Annotated in this window: 18 protein-coding genes; 5 read left to right on the top strand and 13 right to left on the bottom strand. The window is 65.8% G+C overall.

Translation table 11 applies throughout. The features are described 5' to 3' along the window. The first annotated feature begins 54 nt into the window (after window positions 1-54). On the top strand, window positions 55-1,284 hold the full coding sequence (locus tag BRADO_RS11465) for an MFS transporter (RefSeq protein ID WP_041757454.1): 1,230 nt from the start codon (window positions 55-57) through the stop codon (window positions 1,282-1,284). Here BRADO_RS11465 and ccoS read toward each other — a convergent pair. The 10 genes from ccoS to BRADO_RS11415 form a co-directional block, all read right to left on the bottom strand. After that, window positions 1,254-1,439, bottom strand: coding sequence for a cbb3-type cytochrome oxidase assembly protein CcoS (ccoS, locus tag BRADO_RS11460; RefSeq protein ID WP_041756383.1), 186 nt, complete (start codon window positions 1,437-1,439; stop codon window positions 1,254-1,256). The genes BRADO_RS11465 and ccoS overlap by 31 nt on opposite strands. Continuing rightward, a complete protein-coding gene (locus BRADO_RS11455) occupies window positions 1,430-3,631 on the bottom strand; it encodes a cation-translocating P-type ATPase (protein ID WP_011925481.1) in 2,202 nt (733 codons plus the stop codon). Before BRADO_RS11455 ends, ccoS begins: the two co-directional genes overlap by 10 nt. 14 nt (window positions 3,632-3,645) lie before the next feature. Next, a complete protein-coding gene (locus BRADO_RS11450; protein WP_173363497.1) occupies window positions 3,646-4,146 on the bottom strand; it encodes a FixH family protein in 501 nt (166 codons plus the stop codon). Window positions 4,147-4,164: 18 nt separating this feature from the next. Next, complete coding sequence (gene ccoG, locus BRADO_RS11445; protein WP_011925479.1) at window positions 4,165-5,646, bottom strand: cytochrome c oxidase accessory protein CcoG; 1,482 nt, start codon at window positions 5,644-5,646, stop codon at window positions 4,165-4,167. Between the two features lie 99 nt (window positions 5,647-5,745). Continuing rightward, window positions 5,746-6,618 (bottom strand): cytochrome-c oxidase, cbb3-type subunit III, encoded by an 873-nt coding sequence (gene ccoP, locus BRADO_RS11440; protein ID WP_011925478.1) that lies wholly within the window; start codon window positions 6,616-6,618, stop codon window positions 5,746-5,748. A 6-nt stretch (window positions 6,619-6,624) separates the two neighbouring features. Then, a complete protein-coding gene (locus tag BRADO_RS11435) occupies window positions 6,625-6,789 on the bottom strand; it encodes a CcoQ/FixQ family Cbb3-type cytochrome c oxidase assembly chaperone (protein WP_035658886.1) in 165 nt (54 codons plus the stop codon). 18 nt (window positions 6,790-6,807) lie between these two features. Continuing rightward, window positions 6,808-7,542 (bottom strand): cytochrome-c oxidase, cbb3-type subunit II, encoded by a 735-nt coding sequence (gene ccoO, locus BRADO_RS11430; RefSeq protein WP_041756381.1) that lies wholly within the window; start codon window positions 7,540-7,542, stop codon window positions 6,808-6,810. 11 nt (window positions 7,543-7,553) lie between these two features. Next, window positions 7,554-9,200 carry a cytochrome-c oxidase, cbb3-type subunit I gene (ccoN, locus tag BRADO_RS11425; protein WP_041756380.1) on the bottom strand — a complete coding sequence of 549 codons (1,647 nt, stop codon included), beginning with the start codon at window positions 9,198-9,200 and terminating at the stop codon, window positions 7,554-7,556. A 227-nt stretch (window positions 9,201-9,427) separates the two neighbouring features. After that, window positions 9,428-9,853 carry an HPP family protein gene (locus tag BRADO_RS11420; protein WP_008965171.1) on the bottom strand — a complete coding sequence of 142 codons (426 nt, stop codon included), beginning with the start codon at window positions 9,851-9,853 and terminating at the stop codon, window positions 9,428-9,430. A 36-nt stretch (window positions 9,854-9,889) separates the two neighbouring features. Then, a complete protein-coding gene (locus BRADO_RS11415; protein ID WP_041756379.1) occupies window positions 9,890-10,723 on the bottom strand; it encodes a universal stress protein in 834 nt (277 codons plus the stop codon). A gap of 398 nt (window positions 10,724-11,121) precedes the next feature. Here BRADO_RS11415 and fixL point away from each other — a divergent pair, with 398 nt between their 5' ends. The 4 genes from fixL (at window position 11,122) to BRADO_RS11395 (ending at window position 14,494) form a co-directional block, all read left to right on the top strand. Further along, the gene (gene fixL, locus BRADO_RS11410) at window positions 11,122-12,573 is read left to right on the top strand and encodes a sensor protein FixL (protein WP_244423021.1); all 1,452 of its coding nucleotides are present in this window, start codon (window positions 11,122-11,124) and stop codon (window positions 12,571-12,573) included. Further along, entirely contained in the window at window positions 12,566-13,183 is a 618-nt protein-coding gene (gene fixJ / locus BRADO_RS11405; RefSeq protein ID WP_011925473.1) for a response regulator FixJ, read from the top strand. The genes fixL and fixJ overlap by 8 nt, the downstream gene beginning before the upstream one ends. Window positions 13,184-13,260: 77 nt before the next feature. Next, the gene (locus tag BRADO_RS11400; protein ID WP_011925472.1) at window positions 13,261-13,656 is read left to right on the top strand and encodes a response regulator; all 396 of its coding nucleotides are present in this window, start codon (window positions 13,261-13,263) and stop codon (window positions 13,654-13,656) included. Between the two features lie 130 nt (window positions 13,657-13,786). After that, window positions 13,787-14,494, top strand: coding sequence for a helix-turn-helix domain-containing protein (locus BRADO_RS11395; protein WP_011925471.1), 708 nt, complete (start codon window positions 13,787-13,789; stop codon window positions 14,492-14,494). A 12-nt stretch (window positions 14,495-14,506) separates the two neighbouring features. On the opposite strand, the gene BRADO_RS11390 is transcribed toward BRADO_RS11395, so the two are convergent. The 3 genes from BRADO_RS11390 to BRADO_RS11380 all read right to left on the bottom strand — a co-directional run bounded on the left by BRADO_RS11390 (window position 14,507) and on the right by BRADO_RS11380 (window position 18,632). Then, window positions 14,507-15,829, bottom strand: a complete 1,323-nt coding sequence (locus tag BRADO_RS11390) for an MFS transporter (protein ID WP_041756378.1) — start codon at window positions 15,827-15,829, stop codon at window positions 14,507-14,509. A gap of 95 nt (window positions 15,830-15,924) precedes the next feature. Beyond that, the gene (locus BRADO_RS11385) at window positions 15,925-16,434 is read right to left on the bottom strand and encodes a PRC-barrel domain-containing protein (protein WP_011925469.1); all 510 of its coding nucleotides are present in this window, start codon (window positions 16,432-16,434) and stop codon (window positions 15,925-15,927) included. Beyond that, window positions 16,431-18,632 carry an amylo-alpha-1,6-glucosidase gene (locus BRADO_RS11380; RefSeq protein WP_011925468.1) on the bottom strand — a complete coding sequence of 734 codons (2,202 nt, stop codon included), beginning with the start codon at window positions 18,630-18,632 and terminating at the stop codon, window positions 16,431-16,433. The genes BRADO_RS11385 and BRADO_RS11380 overlap by 4 nt, the downstream gene beginning before the upstream one ends. Between the last annotated feature and the right edge of the window lie 62 nt (window positions 18,633-18,694).

Below are 18,694 nucleotides of genomic sequence, written 5' to 3'. Positions count from 1 at the left end.
TGGAAGGGCGGTCCGCCGTTCCGGCCTTCCGCGCACGAGCCGAGAGGACGGGTGATGACGGACATCTCCGCACGAACGCCGGCGCAAGCCGATCACGCTCATGTTCCGGCCACGGTCCGCCGCGCCGTCGTGATCGGCCTGATCGCATTCTTCAGTCTCGTCGATCTGTTTGCCGCGCAGGCCATGCTACCCGCGCTGATTCAGCACTACCAGGTCAGCCCGGCCGCGATGGGTCTTGCGGTGAACGCCTGCACCCTGGGCATGGCGATCTCCAGCCTGGCGACCGGCCTGCTCAGCCCGCTGATCGATCGCCGCATCGGGATCGTCTGCAGCCTGGCGCTGCTCTCGGTCTTCACAGCGCTGCTCGCGAGCGCGCCAAACCTTGCGGTGTTCGCAGGTCTGCGCATCCTGCAGGGCCTGTGCATGGCGTCGGCGTTCGCGCTCACTCTGGCGCATCTCGGCGAGCAGTGCAGCATGAGCGAGGCCGGCGGCGCGTTCGCGGCCTATATCGCCGGCAATGTCGCGAGCAACCTCGTCGGGCGCCTGCTCTCAGCCAGTCTGACCGGCGAGCTCGGCCTCGCGCCCACCTTCTACGTCTTCGCCGCGCTCAATCTCGGCGGCGCCTTGCTGGTCGGCGGCACGCTCGGACGCGGCGGCATGATGGCAGGTGTCGCGAGCGCGCTGCGGAGCGCGGCCATCCTCGACCACCTCGGCAACAGCCGCCTGCGCGCGGCATTCGGCCTCGGCTTCTGCATCCTGTTCGCCTTCATCGGTGCGTTCACCTTCGTGAACTTCGTGCTGGTGCGGCCGCCGCTCTCGCTCGGCATGATGCACCTGGGGCTCGTCTATGTCGTGTTCTTGCCGTCGATCCTCACCACCCTGCTCGCAGGACGGATCGCCGCGCGGACAGGCATCCGGCCTGCGATCTGGGGATCGCTGGGGCTCGCGGGACTAGGGCTGTTGCTGATGCTGTCGCCACGGCTCGCGCTGGTGCTGAGCGGCATGGTGCTGGTCGGCGCCGGCACCTTCTTCGCGCAGGCCGTGACCACCGGCTTTGTGGGCAAGGCCGCCACGCACGATCAGGGTGTCGCCAGCGGTCTCTATCTCGCCAGCTATTTTGCCGGCGGCATCGTCGGCACGGCCGTGCTCGGCCAGTTGTTCGACAGGGTCGGCTGGAGCGCCTGCGTCGCCGGCATCGCGGCGGTGCTGGTCGTCGCGGCGCTGTTGGCGGGCCGGCTGACGACGTCAGATGCTCAAGGCCGGCTCGGCGCGGCGTCCGGCTGAGCCGGCGGCGCCGGCTCGTCGTCATCAGCGATAGCGCGCCAGGCGGCGCCTTCGAGATCCTCGTACTGGCCGCTCTTCAGCGACCAGAGGAAGCCGACCAGGCCGGCCAAGCCCAGTGCGAGTGCGAGCGGGACGAGAATGATCATCACTTCCATGACGCGGCCTCCTCGCGGACCTTGCGGGCGCGCAGCGCATTCAGCATCACCAGGATCGACGAGCCCGACATCGCGGCGGCCGCGATCAAGGGCGTGACGACGCCGCTGATGGCGAGCGGCACGGCGAACAGATTGTAGAGCACCGCGAGCCAGAGATTTTGCCGCATCAGATGCAGCGCCTTGCGCGCATAGTCGATCGCGGCCAGCACCGGCGCCAAGGGACGGCCGAGGAAGACGAGATCGGCGGTAGCCTGGCTGAGATGCGCAGCCGAGATCGGCGACATCGAGACATGCGCGGCAGCGAGCGACGGCGCGTCGTTCATGCCGTCGCCGACCATCATGACCTTGACGTTGGCGCGCTTCAGCTCTTCGACGCGAGCGATCTTGTCGGCCGGGGTGACGCCGGCGCGCCATTCGCTGATCCCGAGCGCCTTCGCGGCGGCGGCGACGGCCGCCTCGCGATCGCCCGAGAGGATTTCGACCTTGATGCCGCGGCGCTGCAGGCCGGCGACGATCTTCGCGGCATCGGGACGCAAACCCTGGCGCACGGAGAACAGATATTTTTGATCGCCACGGCAGAAGGCCACGACGGACGCTTCGGGATCGACGCTGGCGCTCTGCGCCACCAGCGCCTCGGCGTCGCAGAAGGAGGGACGGCCAAGCCGGAGCTCGACGCCATCGACCACCGCGCGCACGCCCTGCCCGGGCTCCTCGACCGCGCCCATCAGCGGCGACCGCGACTTCGCGGCCTGCGCGACCGCCGCCGCCACGGGGTGATGGCTCGACAGCGCGAGCTGGCCGGCGACGGAGAAGACATCCGCCGGAATGTCGGCGGCGTTGACCACTTCGAGCTCCGGCAAGGTCAAGGTGCCGGTCTTATCGAAGATCACGTGATCGGCCTCGGCGAGCCGCTCGATCGCGTCGCCCGCATTGAGCAGCACGCCTGACTTGAACATCGCGCCGGAGGCGACCGTCTGCACGGTGGGAATGGCAAGGCCGAGCGCGCAGGGACAGGTGATGATCAGCACGGCGATGCCGGTGACGATGGCATCGTGCCAGCTCGCGCCGGCCAGCACCCAGCCCAGCACCGTCAGCGCGGCGGTGGCGTGCACCACCGGCGCATACAGCCGCGAGGCGCGATCGGCGAGCCGCATGTAGCGCGAGCGCGCCTGCAGCGCTGTGTCGAGCAGGCGCGTGATCTCGGCGAGCAGCGTGCCCTCGGCGGCGGCCGAGACGCGGACGCGCAGCGTGCCGGAAATGTTCAGCGAGCCGGCATAGACCGCGGTGCCCTGCTCGGCCGGCACATACAGCGTCTCGCCGGTGATCAGGCTCTGGTCGATCTCGGAGCGGCCCTCGATCACGACGCCGTCGACGGCGCAACGCTCGCCGGGGCGCAGCAGCACCAGATCGCCGGCGCGGACGGCGGCCACGGGCACCTCGGAGATTTCATCCGGGCCGATGAACTTGGTCGCGGTCTCCGCCTTCAGCGCGGCGAGATTGCCGGCGACCGCCCGGGTCCGCCGCCGCATGTTCTGATCGAGATAGCGGCCGACCAGGAGGAAGGTCAGCAGCATGATCGCGGCATCGAAATAAGCGTGCTCGGCGTGATGGAACGTCTCGACGATCGACATGCCCAAGGCCAGGATCACGCCGATGCAGATCGGCACGTCCATGTTGACGTTACCGGTCTTCAAGGCGCGCCACGCCGAGCGGAAGAACGGCTGGCCGGCATAGGCCGCGGCCGGCAGCGCGATCACGGCCGACAGCCAGTGGAAGAAGTCGCGCTGCTCCGGCAGCATGTCGCTGACATTGCCGGACCAGACCGGGATCGACAGCATCATCACGTTCATGGTCGCGAACGCCGCGACGCCGAGGCAGCGCAGGAGGAAGCGCGATTCCTCGGCTTCGGTGGCCTCTGCGCTCGCCTTCTCGAACGGATAGGCCTTGTAGCCGAGCTCGGCGAGGCGATCGATGAATTTTGCCGGATCGAGCGTGCCCTGCTTCCACTCCAGCGCGACGCGGCGGTCGGTGAGATTGACGCGCGCCAAGGTCACATCCGGCAGCGCCGACAAGCCGCGCTCGATCTTGGCCATGCAGCCGGCGCAGCTCACGCCCTCGACCGCGAGGTCGATGTGCTTGAGGCCCTTGCCGAGATCTTTCACATAGTGGGAGAAGTCACGCGTCACGTGCATGATCAGTCAGTCCTTCAGTTCAGCAGCACGCGGTTCTTCGACAGGAACAGCCGCCGACCGCTGGAATCACCTTCGAGCACGAGATCCCACTGGCCCGGCGCGATCGCCTCCGCCGTGCCGCGATAGACGCCGCCGCCGATCTCGGCGAGATCGACCTCCTGGTCGGCGCGCTTATCGGCGGGCCGCTCGAGGCGCCCCTGAAATGTCAGACCCGAGATCGGATTGCCGCTGGCATCGCGCGCATTGACCTGCACCACCGCCGCCCCAGCGGCGCTCCGCTCGACATGCGCCTCGACCTTCCAGCGCCGCGCTTCCTGATCGCGCGCGGCCGCGATCTCCTTCTCGTAGCCGAGGCTCGCGCTGTAGGCGCTGTCGACGTCGGTGCCGGGCAAGGTCGAGATCGCCATCTTCATCATGGTGACGTTGACGCCTATCACGAGCCCGAAGAAGCCCAGGAGCATCGCGAGCACCATGCGTCCGGTCAGCTGGAACGACGGTTGGGAACGGCTGGCCATGCAAGGGCTCCTTCGATACTACGGGCTGACGAAATTGTCGGTGGCGGAAGCGACGACGCCGAGACCGATGTCGGTGACGTGGAACTTCACCGGGATCGACTTGTCGGGATTGCTCTCCTCCGGCGCGGTCACGAGCAGCCGCAGCTCCTCGGTCTGGTCGCGGCCGATCACGATCATCGGACGGTCGGGCGTCACCGAGTCGGTGCCGACGACGTGCACGGTGGCGTTGACCGGGCCTTCGATGTCGATGGCGATGACGCGGTCGAAGCCGTGCTTGTTGAGCACGCGCACCGTATAGGCGTTGCGGATCGAGCCGTCGGACAGCTTGATCGCGATCGGGTTGCGATCGTGCAGCACGTTGACGTCGAGCAGCGAGCGGGTCGCGAGCTTGTAGACCATGGCGCCGCCGACCACCGCGATGATCGCGGCATAGGCAACGGTGCGGGCGCGGACCAGCTTGTAGACCGGCGGCTTGCCTTCCTGGCGGCGATGGATGTTGATATCGTTGTCATAGCCGATCAGCCGCGTTGGGCGGCCGATCTTGGTCATGACCGTGTCGCAGGCGTCGATGCACAGGCCGCACTGGATGCAGTCCATCTGCGCGCCGTCGCGGATGTCGATGCCGGTCGGGCACACCGCCACGCATTGCTTGCAGTCGATGCAGTCGCCGGCCGGCTGGCCCAGCGCACGCAATTCGGCGGCCTTCTTGACCGACATCCGGTTCTCGCCGCGATCGTAGCGATAGGTGACGTTCAGGGCCCATTCGTCGGTCAGTGCCGCCTGGATGCGCGGCCACGGGCACATGTAGACGCAGACCTGCTCGCGCATGAAGCCGGCGAGCGTGTAGGTCGTCGCGGTCAGGATCGCGATCCAGATATAGGCGAGCGGGGGGCCCTGGAAGGTGACGAGGTCTTTCACCAAGGTCGGCGCATCGCTGAAGTAGAGCACCCAGGCGCCGCCAGTCCACCAGGCGATCAGGAGCCAGATCGAGTGCTTGAGGACGATCTCGGAGATCCGCTGCAGCTTCATCGGATCGTCCGACGCATCCTTCTTCATCCGTTCGCGCCGGTCGCCCTCGACCAGGCGCTCGACGGCGTAGAACAGATCGGTCCAGACCGTCTGCGGGCAGAGATAGCCGCACCAGATGCGGCCGCCGATCGCGTTCATCAGGAACAGCGCGATCGCGGCAATGATCAGCAGGCCGGTGAAATAATACACCTCCTGCGGCCACAGCTCGATGAAGAAGAAATAGAAGCGGCGGTTGGGGAAGTCGATCAGCACCGCCTGATCGGGCGCACCGAGGCCGCGATTCCAGCGCACGAACGGCAGAAAGTAATAGACGCCGAGGCAGACGCCCATCAGGCCCCATTTGATCCGCCGGAACGTACCGGAGACACTCTGCGGGTAGACCTTCTTGGTGGGCGCGTACAGCGGACCGTAGTCGTCCACTTGTTGCGCCTCTTGAGGCTTCAGGTCCTCGGGATTTACCGTCTGATTCATGGCTGGGGGGTCTTCTCGCAGTTGCGGCCGAAGGTATGCCCACCTCCGGCCGCGCAGTTGATCCAGCTCAATTGAAGGGAAGGTTCGGTTGGATTTCCGTTACTTTCCCCCGCCCAGCGAGTGGACATAGACCGCCATCGCCTTGATCGTGGTCGGGTCGAGACGGCCCTCCCAGGCCGGCATGACACCGGCGCGGCCATTGGTGATGGTCTCGATCAGGGTCGCCTCGTCCGAGCCGTACAGCCAGATCTTGTCCGTAAGGTTCGGCGCGCCGACCTCCGGATTGCCCTTGGCGTTGTCGCCATGGCAGGCGACGCAGTTCTCGGCAAAGATCTTGGCGCCGGCGGCCGCGTCATAGCCCTGGCGGGTCGGCAGGCCCGACAGCGACCGGACATAGTTGGCGACCGTGATGATCTCCGCCGGCTTGAGCGTTCCGTCCTTGCCGAAGGCGAGCATCTGGCCTTCACGAGTCTTCGGGTGACCCGAGCGAACGCCGTACAGCAGCGTCTGCTGGATCTGCTCCAGCGAGCCACCCCACAGCCAGTCGTCGTCGTTCAGGTTCGGGAAGCCCTTGGCTCCCGCAGCGCCCGTCCCGTGGCAGGCGGCGCAATTGTCGCCGAACACGGTCTTGCCCTTGGCACGCGCCAGGGCCAGCATCTGCGGATCCTTCTCGATGTCGGCGAGCGAGGCGGTTGCCAGCGCCGCCATCTTGTCACCGCGGATCTTCTCGAGATTGGCGAGCTCGACCGCCACGTCCGCGCGGGACGAGTAGCCGAACAGGCCCTTGGTGTTGCTGGTGATGGTCGGCCAGGCCGGATACACGATCCAGTAGCCGATCGCCCAGACGATGGTGATGTAGAAGGTGATCACCCACCACCGCGGCAGCGGCGTGTTGAGCTCCTTGATGCCGTCCCAGGCATGGCCCGTGGTGGCGGTGCCGGAGACGCTGTCGACTTCAGAATGGTCAGCCATGTTGAATTACTCCTCCCGCAACGGCATGCTCGCCGCCTCGTCGAAAGCGGCCTTGTTGCGAGGCCAGAGGGCATAGGTCACGATCGCGATGAAGATCGCGAAGAAGATCGGGGTCCACAGCGTCGTCACGAGTGACGACGCGATGTTTTCGATGGCAATGATGGGTTTCATGATGCTCGCCTCTCGATCTCAGCGCAGATTGGCTTTTTCGTTGTAGATCTTGAAGTCCACCAGGGTGCCGAGCATCTGCAAGTAAGCCACCAGCGCATCCATTTCGGTCGGCGCACCCGCCTTGCCGTCGAAGTTGCGCACCACCGCCTTCGGATAGCGCTTGGTGAGCGCCTCCGCGCCGGGACCGTCCGGATCGACCTGCGCCTTCAAATCGGCGGCGGCGTTGGCGATCTGGTCGTCGGTGTAGGGCACTCCCACCGCCCGCAACGTCTTGAGATGATCGGCGACGTTGTCGGCGTTCAGCTCGGTCTCCTTCAGGAAGGGATAGCCGGGCATGATCGACTGCGGAACGATGGCGCGCGGGTTGGTCAGATGGGTGACGTGCCAGTCGTCGGAGTACTTGCTGCCGACGCGGGCGAGGTCAGGACCCGTGCGCTTGGAGCCCCACTGGAACGGGTGGTCGTACATGCTCTCCGCGGCGAGCGAGAAGTGACCGTAGCGCTCCACCTCGTCACGCAGCGGACGGATCATCTGCGAGTGGCAGAGATAGCAGCCCTCGCGGACATAGATGTTGCGGCCGGCCAATTCCAGCGGCGTGTAGGGACGCACGCCGTCGACCGCCTCGATCGTGCTCTTCAGGTAGAAGAGCGGAGTGATCTCGACGAGGCCGCCGATCGCGATCACCAGCAGGATGCCGATGACCAGGATGATCGAGTTCTTCTCGAAGACTTGGTGTCGTTGCCAGAATGACATGGTTGGATACCTCACTCCGCCGGCTGAAGGGCGACGGGGGACTGAACCTCTTCCTCACCGACACGGACCGTCATCCAGAGATTGTAGGCCATGATGAGTGAGCCGATCAGGAACAGCGCGCCACCGGCGGCACGGATGATGTAGAAGGGATGCATCGCCTCGACGGTCTCGATGAAGGAGTATTCGAGGAAGCCGAGCGCCGTGTAGGACCGCCACATCAGACCCTGCAGGATGCCCGAGACCCACATCGCGGAGATGTAGAGCACGATGCCGAGCGTGGCCGTCCAGAAGTGCCAGTTCACCAGCTTGAGGCTGTAGAGACCCTTGCGGTTCCAGATCCACGGCACCAGGCAGTACAGCGCGCCGAAGGACACGAAGCCGACCCAGCCGAGCGCACCGGAGTGCACGTGGCCGATGGTCCAGTCGGTGTAGTGGCTGAGCGAGTTGACCACCTTGATCGACATCATCGGACCTTCGAAGGTCGACATGCCGTAGAAGGCGACCGAGACGACCAGCATGCGCAGCACCGGGTCGGTCCGCAGCTTGTCCCACGCTCCCGACAGGGTCATCAGGCCGTTGATCATGCCGCCCCAGGAGGGCATCCACAGCATGATCGAGAAGGTCATGCCGAGCGTCTGCGTCCAGTCCGGCAGCGCCGTGTAGTGCAGGTGGTGCGGGCCGGCCCAGATGTAGAGGAAGATCAGCGCCCAGAAGTGGATGATCGACAGCCGGTAGGAATAGACCGGCCGCTCCGCCCGCTTCGGGATGAAGTAGTACATGATGGCGAGGAAGCCGGCGGTCAGGAAGAAGCCGACCGCGTTGTGGCCGTACCACCACTGGAACATCGCATCCTGCACGCCGCCCCAGGCGATGTAGGACTTGGAGCCGAAGAACGACACCGGAAGCGCCGGATTGTTGCCGAGATGCAGCACCGCGATCGTGACGATGAAGGCCAGGTAGAACCAGTTCGCCACGAAGATGTGCGGCTCCTTGCGCTTGATGATCGTCGTCAGGAAGACGAGCAGATAGACCACCCAGACGATCGTCAGCCACAGATCCGAGTACCACTCCGGCTCGGCGTACTCCTTGCCTTCGGTGACGCCCAGCAGATAGCCGGTGCCCGCGATCAGGATGAAGAAGTTGTAGCCGATCACCACGAACCACGGCGCGAGGTCGCCGGCGAGGCGGACGCGGCAGGTGCGCTGCACGACGTAGAACGACGTCGCCAGCAGCACGTTGCCGCCGAACGCGAAGATCACCGCCGAGGTGTGCAGCGGCCGCAGGCGGCCGAAGCTGGTCCAGGGCAGATCGAAGTTCAGCGCCGGCCAGGCGAGCTGCGAGGCGATGATGAGGCCGACGGCGAAGCCGGCGATGCCCCAGAACATGGCCATGAACGAGGAGAACTTGATCGGGCCGAGATTGTAGTTCGGCCGGCCGTTGATCTCCTGCGCCGGCAGCTCGCCGCGCTCGAAGTAGCGGTTGAGGATGAAGAAGACGGACGCCGCGCTGGCGGCAGCCGCGAGCGAGGCGTGAAACGCGAAGGCCGTATCGAGTGCCTTCGCCGCAGCGAAGATACACAAGAAGGCGGTGACGGCGAAAGTGAGCGTCAGCCCGCTCTCGCCGATGGTCATGGATTTTGTGGGTGAGGACGCGCTCATGCGGAATCTCGCTGAAAGAACACGAGACCAGCAACCATAATCGCCCACACGTGGAATTGATCGAAATCAACCTTGCGACCGGTTCGCCGGTAAACAGCCGGAATGTTGCCGAACTCAGCGCAGCGCAGACCGCGCAAGCACATCGTCCCGCACGCTGAGAGCGTACGGGACGATGTCGGTCTTAGACTTCCGTATCAGTTGAGGCCGCGCGCGGCGTCTGTCCGCCGTCAGTCCTTGGCGGCCGCCGCGAGCGCCCGCACGATGTCCTCGCGGGCGATGATGCCGACCAGGCGGTTGTCGCCGTCGGTCACGGGAAGGCTGCGGATGCGGTGCTCGACCATCAGCTGCAGCACGCGCGTCAGCTTGGTGTCGGGCCTGACATAGATGAACTCGGACGTCATCACATCGGCAACCGTCCGGTTCATCAGGTCGCTGTAGCGCGGCAGCATCTGGTTGGGCGTGAAGGCGAAGCACTTCAACACATCGAACTTGGTGACGATGCCGATGACCTCGTCGTTCTCGACGACGGGGTAGGTGTTGAAATCGTCGCGGTCGAACATCTCGCCGAGCTCGCGAATCGTCGTCTCGCGGGTCACGGTGGTGATGGTCCGCGTCATGTAGCTGCCAGCGGTGTCCTCGAGAAATTTGTACAAGGCGGCAATCCTGTTCTCGGATGGAGCGGTTGAAATTCAGTGCGACAGCAGCACGCAGCGATCGGCGCGTGTCACGAGATGCTCGGTGACGCCGCCCAGCACGAGCTCGCGGAAGCGCGAATGGCCATAGGCGCCGGCCACGATGAGACCCGCGGCGAGATCGTCGGCGACGGCGTCGAGCCTCGCGGCGACATTGCGCCCCTGCCCCGGCTCCTCGACGCGGGCCGAGGCAACGATCTCGTGCCGGCCGAGCCAGGCAACCACATCGTCGAGCCGCGCCTCGCAGGCGTCGAATTCCGAGGTGTTCTCGAGGATCTCGACGACGACCACGTCGCTTGCCTTGGCGAGCAGCGGCAGCGCATCGGTGACGGCGCGTCGCGCCTCCGGCGTCTCCTTCCAGGCCACCAGGACGGTGCCGAGGTCCAGCCAGCTCGCGGTATCCGGCACCACGAGCAGCGGCCGGCCGGCCTGCATCACGAGGTCCTTCGGACTGGCGGTCGCGTAAGCATCGGACACGCCGGAGGGCATGCTGCCGGCGACGAGGATGTCGGCGGCACGCGCCTGTGCCAGCACGTGGCGGACGGGAAAATCCAGCGCGCTGCGCCAGCTCAACGGCGCGGCGCGATCGCCGATCACCGCGCGGAACTGCTGCTCGAGCTCGCCGAGCCTGGCCTGCAGGGCGGCTTCGCCCTGCTCGATGAGGTCCTGAGCCTGCTCGCCGGTCGTGAAATACAGCGGCGGCGCAAATTCTGCGGCGGCAACGCCCATCAAGCCCGCGTCGAATCGGGCCGCGAGATCGGCTGCGACCTGAAGGCGGGCTTCATTCGGCTGGTTGAACGCAAGGCTCACCATGACAGTCGCCAATGTCATCCCGCCTCTCCAAACAATGCTTCCATGCAGCTCTTAGGGGTGAAATCGCGCCCCGTGATGAGATAGATCAAGGTGCGGCCGTGGAACTCGGACAGCCAGCGCCCGATGGAACCGGTCGGAATCAGAGAAAGCCTTGAATTCTCGGACCAAAGTTCAAGTCAACCCGGGTGGCAACGGCTCAATCTGGTATAGAATGGCTCGTCCCGGCCGCCCTGGCCCGGTGGCGGCAAGACGGCCTCTCGGCAAGTGGGCTTGCGGCAGAACGGGTTTTGGCAGCACGGGTTTTCGGCAAAACGGCTTCTCTCTGAACCACGGCGAATCGATTCGAAAGTCTTGAAGTGCGCGGCGTCACTCAACCTTTTCCGGATGCGTCCGTCCGTCCCGAAGATGCCCATGCGTTGGGGTTCGGCGCGTGGGATCTCGACTTCGCCACCGGCGACTTCTACTGGTCCGCGACCACGCGCAAGCTGTTCGGGATCCCGCAAGACCAGCCGGTGACTTACGGGGCCTTCCTGGCCCTGCTCGGGGCCCAGGATCGTGCCCCGGTCGAAGCGGCGATCGAGCATGCGCGCCACCAGGGCACCTGGTTCGACATGTCGTTCAGGGTGCCGAACGGCGGACACTGGATTCGCGTGCTTGCCGGCGTGGTGCCCGGCGACGACGGCCAGCCGCGTCATCTGCGCGGCATCGCGCTGGACATCGACCAGGAGAAGCGGCTCGAGGAAGCGTTGCGGCTGCGCGAGCAGCACTTCCGCTCGATCCTCGACACCGTGCCCGACGCGATGATCGTGATCGACGGCGGCGGCATCATCCAGTTCTTCAGCGCCGCGGCCGAGCGAATGTTCGGCTACACCGAGGAGGAAGCGGTCGGCCTCGACGTCAGCGAGCTGATGCCGGAGCCCGACCGCTCGCGCCATGCCGGCTATCTCACCCGTTATCACGGCACCCGCGAGCGCCACATCATCGGCATCGGCCGTATCGTGACCGGGCTGCGGCGCGACGGCACGACCTTCCCGATGCATCTGTCGATCGGCGAGATGCAGTCCGGCGGCAAGCCCTATTTCACCGGCTTCGCCCATGACCTCACCGAGCATCAGCAGACGCAGGCGCGGCTGCGCGAGCTGCAGTCCGAGCTGGTCCATGTCTCGCGGCTCAGCGCGATGGGCGAGATGGCCTCGGCGCTGGCGCACGAGCTCAACCAGCCGCTCGCCGCCATCAGCAACTACATGAAGGGCTCGCGCCGGCTGCTCGCCGGCAGCAGCGATCCGAACACGGGGAAGATCGAAAGCGCGATGGACCGCGCCGCCGAGCAGGCGATCCGCGCCGGCCAGATCATCCGCCGCCTGCGCGACTTCGTCTCGCGCGGTGAATCGGAAAAGCGCGTCGAAAGCCTGTCGAAGCTGATCGAGGAAGCCGGAGCGCTCGGCCTTGCCGGCGCGCGCGAGCAGAACGTCCAGTTGCGCTTTCAGCTCAATCCGGATGCCGACCTGGTGCTGGCCGACCGCGTGCAGATCCAGCAGGTGCTGGTCAATCTGTTTCGCAACGCGCTCGAGGCGATGTCGCATTCCGCGCGGCGCGAGCTCGCGGCGACCAATCGCCGGGTCGGCGACGACTTGATCGAGGTCGCCGTCTCGGATACCGGGACGGGGTTCCACGACGACGTCATGCCCAACCTTTTCAAGACCTTCTTCACCACCAAGGATACCGGAATGGGAGTCGGCCTGTCGATCAGCCGTTCCATCATCGAGGCCCATGGCGGGCGCATGTGGGCCGAAAACAACGAGGCAGGCGGCGCGACATTCCGCTTCACCCTGCCCGCCGCTCCAACCAAGGTTGAGCATGATGGCTGAACGGGGAAGGGTCTATGTGATCGACGACGACGAGGCGATGCGGGATTCGCTCAACTTCCTGCTCGATTCCTCGGGCTTCGACGTCACGCTGTTCGAGAATGCGCAGTCCTTCCTCGATCGGTTGCCGACGCTCGGCTTCGGCTGCGTCGTCTCCGACGTGCGGATGCCGGGCATCGACGGCATCGAGCTGCTCAAGCGCATGAAGACGACAGGCAGCGGCTTCCCTATCCTGGTGATGACCGGCCACGGCGACGTGCCGCTTGCGGTCGAGGCGATGAAGCTCGGCGCCGTCGACTTTCTCGAAAAGCCGTTCGAGGACGAGCGCCTCGTCGCGATGATCGAAACGGCGATCAAGCAGGCTGAACCTGCGGCGAAGAACGAGTCTGTGACGCAGGACATTCTCGCCCGCGTCGCGAGTCTCAGCCCGCGCGAGCGCCAGGTGATGGACGGCCTGATGGCCGGCCTCTCCAACAAGCTCATCGCGCGCGAATACGACATCAGCCCGCGCACGATCGAGGTCTACCGCGCCAACGTGATGACCAAGATGGGCGCGAACAGCCTCTCCGAGCTGGTCCGTCTGGCGATGCGCGCCGGCGCGTTGAAGGATTGAGCTAGATCAAGCCGGCTTGACAGAATCGAGTGTTATGTTGTGCCTCGGTTCAACATGAACTTCTCGCGGCACGTGCGATGTCGGCTCTCGCCAAACCAAAGGTCTATGTAGCGGACGACGATGCCGACGTTCTCGGCTCGCTGCGATTCCTGCTGGAGGCCGACGGATTCGACGTCCGCACGTTCCGCAGCGGCAACGCGCTGCTGAAGGCATCGGATCGCGCGGCAGTGGACTGCTTCGTGGTCGATTACAAGATGCCCGAGTTGAATGGCGTCGAGGTCGCCGACAGGTTGCGCAAGCAAGGCGCGACAGCTCCCGTGGTGCTCATCACCGGCCATTATGACGACCGCCTGGCGGCACGCGCCGCAGCCGTCGGCATCCAGGATTTCCTGCTGAAGCCGCTGCTCGACGACAATCTGGTCAAGCGGATCCGCAAGGCGATCGCCAATGACGAGCCGGTTACCGCTCCCTGAGCCCGACGGCCGCCGATTCCGGCCCCGCCTACGTACATCTACGTAAGGGACCCCCCTTAAGATAACGGCCCAAATGTCCTTAACGGGAGGTGCCGTGTACCACATCGCCATCCGCCGCAAGGAGATGGTCATGCTCAATCAGTCGATTACCCACTCGGTCGTCAACACCAACGCCCCCCATGCCGTCCCCTCTCCTGCCGCAAATGCTCCTGCCGCCAACCCGTTTGCCGAGATCACCGGCCATGCCGGCCTGATCGCCAGCGAGTTCTCCTACAAGAAGGACGAGGAGATCTACGGCGAGGACGAGCCAGCTGAGTACGTCTATCAGGTGATTTCCGGCGCCGTGCGCAGCTACAAGCTCCTGTCCGACGGCCGCCGCCAGATCGGCGCCTTCCATCTTCCCGGCGACGTGTTCGGCCTCGAATTCGGCTCCGTGCATCGTCTCGCCGCCGAAGCCATTATCGACACCACCGTGCGCCTCGTGAAGCGCCGCAGTCTCGAGCAGGCCGCCGGCACCGACGTCGCCGTCGCCCGCAAGCTCTGGACCATGACGGCGCACGACCTGCGTCACGCCGAGGACCACATGCTGCTGCTGGGCCGCAAGACCGCGATGGAGCGCGTCGCGACCTTCCTGCTCGAGATGGACCGCCGCCTTGCCGTGGCCGGCATGATGGCGCTGCCGATGTGCCGCCGGGATATCGGCGACTACCTGGGCCTGACGCTGGAGACCGTCTCCCGTGCGCTGTCGCAGCTGCAGAGCCAGGGCATTCTCGGGTTCTCCGGTGCCCGTCAGATCGTGCTGCGCAACCGTCAGCGCCTGCGCAGCATGGACGCCTGAGCGCGATCGCTCTCAGCCTCTCCGCACGCGCTGCCCCGTTTCCGGCATCAGCAGCGCGATCAACACAAGACCTGTCAGAGCCACGCCTGACAGACCCATGAAGGCGGTGGCGCTGCCAAACCGGTCACTCGCAAAGCCGGCGACCACGGTGGATAATGAGCCACCGACGCCCGACGCGGTGCCGACGATGCCTTGCGCCAGATTGAAGTGGCCGCTGCCAAATGCGACATCGGCCACCGTCAGTGGAATCATCACGGCGAATACTGCAGCGGTGACGCCGTCGAAGATCTGCACCGCGACCAGCACGTAGGGATCGTGAACGACGGCAAATAACGCGCCACGGATCGTGAGCGCCGCAAATCCCAGCATCAGCAGCGGCCGCCTACCCCATTGTTGCGCCACCGCGCCGACTGACGGCGAGGTCAGCGCGACGATCGCTTGCGGCACCACGATGCAGAACGCGATCAGCATCGGCGCCCACTCGCTCGATTTCGTCGTGACCACGCCAGCCATCAGCGGCAGCATCGCCGCATTGGCGAGCTGCAGCAGGAACACGCCGAGCGCGAACACGAGCAGCGCACGCTGACGCAACAGGCCGAGCAGATTCGACAGCCGCGCGACCTCTCTGTCCTCCTGGACGGCGTGACCATGGGCCCGGGCGACGTCGATCTCGTGCTCGCGGATCCGCGACAGTGCGATCAAGGTCGGGAATGCGAGGATGAAGGTGACAAGAAAAACCGCGCGGCTGGACAGCAGATAGCCGCACGTCCCCATGATCGCCGCCGCGACGCCATTGCCGAGCGAGGCGAAGCGCGCATTGCGGCCGAGACGCTCGGCCATGCCAAGCGGGCCGACGAGACCGAGGCTGATCGCGGCGATCGCGGGTCCGAGCACGCAGCTCGCCGCCGCATGCAAGGTTGCGGCGCCGGCCACGACTGGAAAGATCGGCCACACCGCATAGGCCAGCGCGCAGCAGCCGATGGCAGCCACGGCGAATCCCGCCACGCGCCGCTCCGATTTCGCCGCATCGATGATCGCGCCGCCAGGCATCTGTCCGATCAGCCCGACGATGCCGCCGATCGACAGCACCAGGCCGATCTGGGCCTGGGTCCATTTCTGCGTCGTGAGGTACACCGCGATGAACGGGCCGAAGCCGGTCTGGACGTCGGCAAGGAAGAAGATGAACCAGTCGAGCCCGCGCAGGCTCTGCCGCGACGGCAACGGCTTCGCGGCGGGGCCCGGATGCTGCTGCACGTCCGGGCGCGCGTCCGTCTCCGCCGCGCGCTCCGGCGCGGGCTCCCGGTCAGGTGATCTGGACGGCCGTGCGATCGGCATGGCTCTCAACGTTTCAATTCAGGGCTTGCAAGACAAAGTGCTCCGCAATGATCCGCCGCGCAGATGCATGCGGACCTGTCGTCTCACGCATCAACTCAATGATCGAAATCCCAGGGCGACAGCTTGCCGGCCGCACCGAGCACGACGACAGGCTTGTCCTCCTTGTACTCGGGCGCCGCCTTCACCTGCTCCTTGGTGAGGTCGAGCGTGACCTGGTCGCTCTTGTCGGCGATGTGCTTGAAGTCGAGCGCGGTCCAGTCGACCACGATCTTGCGGCTGCCGACGCCGAGAAAGCCGCCGAAATCGATCACCGCCGCGCGCACCGTGCCGGTGAGATCGACGATGACGTCGACGATGTGGCCCATGTCCTCCCCGGTCGAGCTGCGCACGTCACGACCGAGCACGCCATGTGCATCCCGCGCGCCGAGAATGGTGACCGAGGGCGGCGGTGCCGGCTCCTTGGCCGGAGCTGGCGTCTCTTTCGTCGCGGGGATCGGTGAGGCCTGCTGCGCATCGGCGCCGGCAACCTGCAGCGCGATCAGCGAGAGAGCGACGAAGCCGAACGCTTTACCGGGAGCTCGCCGACGATGATTCGCGTTTCTCATTGCGCCAGCACCAGCGAGACCTGAATCTGGCCGCGCCGCCGCAGCACCTCCATCGAGACGTCCTCGCCGTGGCGGCGCAGCCGCAGATCGATCGTCGAATGACCGAGCCGAAGATCGCGCAGCACGACCCAATCGAGGAACGCCGGCAGCCGCGGATTGCGCAGCCGGATCTCGCCGCGCGCGGCATCGAACTCCAGCCCGAGCGCCGCTTCGAGCAGCGTGAACGGCGTCGCGCTGGCCCAGGCCTGCGGCGCGCAGGCCACGGGATAGAGCGTCGGCCCGCGATGCTTCTCTCGTCGGAAGCCGCAGAACAATTCGGGCAGCCGGCGCAGATCCATGTAGGCCGCCGCCTCGAACAGGCCCTTGAACACCTCCTCGACCGCATGTTTCAGGCCGTAGCGCGACAGGCCGAGCGTGATCAGCGCGTTGTCGTGCGGCCATATCGATCCGTCGTGATAGGACATCGGATTGTAGCGCGCCTCACCGAGCGCCACGGTGCGGATGCCCCAGCCGGAGAAGAAATGCGGCCGCAGCAGGTCGGCGGCGACCTTGCGAGCGCGATCCTCGCGCACCATGCCGCTGAACAACAGCTGGCCCGCATTGGACGTGCGCACACGGCACGGCTGCTTGTTGCCGTCGAGCGCGAGCGCATAGGTGGTCAGCTCCTCGCACCAGAAGGCGTCCTCGAACCGCTTGGCAAGAGCAGCGGCTTCGGCGTCCAGGCGATCGGCCAAATCCGCCTTGCCGAGCCGTCGCGCACAGCGCGCGGCGAGTTGCTTGCCGGCGAACACGTAGCCCTGCACCTCGGCGAGCGCGATATTGCCTTCGGCCAGTTGGCCGTCGGCATGGAACACCGCGTCGTAGGAATCCTTCCAGCCCTGGTTGGCGAGCCCCTGCTCCGAGGCCCGCTGATATTCGACGAAGCCGTCACGGTCGGGGTCTCCTGGCCCGTCGATCCAGCTCAGCGCCAGTTCGATCGCCGGCCACAGCTCCTTCAAGGTGTCGAGATCGCCGGTGCGCTCGACATAGAGGCCGGCCAGCAAAACGAACAACGGCGTGGAATCGACGCTCCCATAGTAGCAGGCGAACGGCACCTCGCGCAGCGCCGCCATCTCGCCGCCGCGCATCTCGTGCAGGATCTTGCCCGGCTCGGCATCCGCGAGCGGATCCGCTTCCCTGGCCTGATGGCGCGCGAGCCTGCGCAATACGCCGCGCGCGATTCGCGGATCGACCCACAGCATCTGCATCGCCGTGATCAGTCCGTCGCGGCCGAACGTCGTCGAGTACCAGGGAATGCCCGCATAGGGATAACGCCCCTCCGGAGTGTCGGTCATCAGGATATTCAGATCGGCGGCCGCCTGGCACAGCACCTCGTTGAGGATGTCGTTGGAAGTCTCGATCGTGGTCGCACCGTGGGTGCAGCGGCGCATCTCGCGGCGATGCGCGAGCAGGCTGCGGAAGAACCGGCCCGGCTGCTGCCCGGCCGCGGCGTTGCAGGTCACTGCGATGAACAGCGATGTCGATTGCTGCGGCTCCAGGTCGAAGTGGTAGCTGGCGACATCGACCGCCAGCCGCACCGGCCGCGGGTCGAAATGCAGCGCCGTCGTGCGCGTCACATTGTCAAGCCCGCGATAGTCGAGCATCACGTCGGACGGCCCCATCAGGCGAGCCGAGCCGGTGCCGCGCCGCTTGCGCACGGAGCCACGGACCTCGAACAGGTCGGCAAAGTCATTGTCGAACGTCAGCTTCAGATCGAAGCTTGCGCGGCGATCGCCGTGGTTCTGGACCCCAATGCGCTGATAGAAGGTGCCCCGCCACAGAAAGATCGTGCGCACGATGTGCAGCATGTCCTTCGGCAGCACGAGCCGGCCCTGATGATAGATGTCCGGATTGGTCAGATCGATGGTCAGACCGGAATTGTCGTCGCGCAGGCTCGATCCGAGCAACAGCGGCTGTACCTCGGCAAGCGTCAGTTCGAGCCGCGCCAGATAGCGCGTATCGGCATTGAACAGGCCGTCCGGACCGCCGGCCGAGGCGCCGATATCGCCATGGCCGTCGAGCACGATGAAAGTGTCGTCGTGCTTGAGCGAGCGGCGCGGCCGCGCCGCGGGCCCGGTCATGGGAATGTAGAAGGGCTGCTCAGCCGGCGCGTCAGTGCCTGCCATGGATGCCCGTGTGGTTGCGAGTTCGGCCGACATGATGGACCTCGTGCGAGTTGGCGCCGACCCGGGCGCCGCGGACGCGCGATCAGCACTCGATA

The organism is Bradyrhizobium sp. ORS 278 (assembly GCF_000026145.1).
Lineage (GTDB): Bacteria > Pseudomonadota > Alphaproteobacteria > Rhizobiales > Xanthobacteraceae > Bradyrhizobium.
Note: the sequence above shows the minus strand (reverse complement) of the source record. Positions and strands in the feature narration are given on the sequence as shown.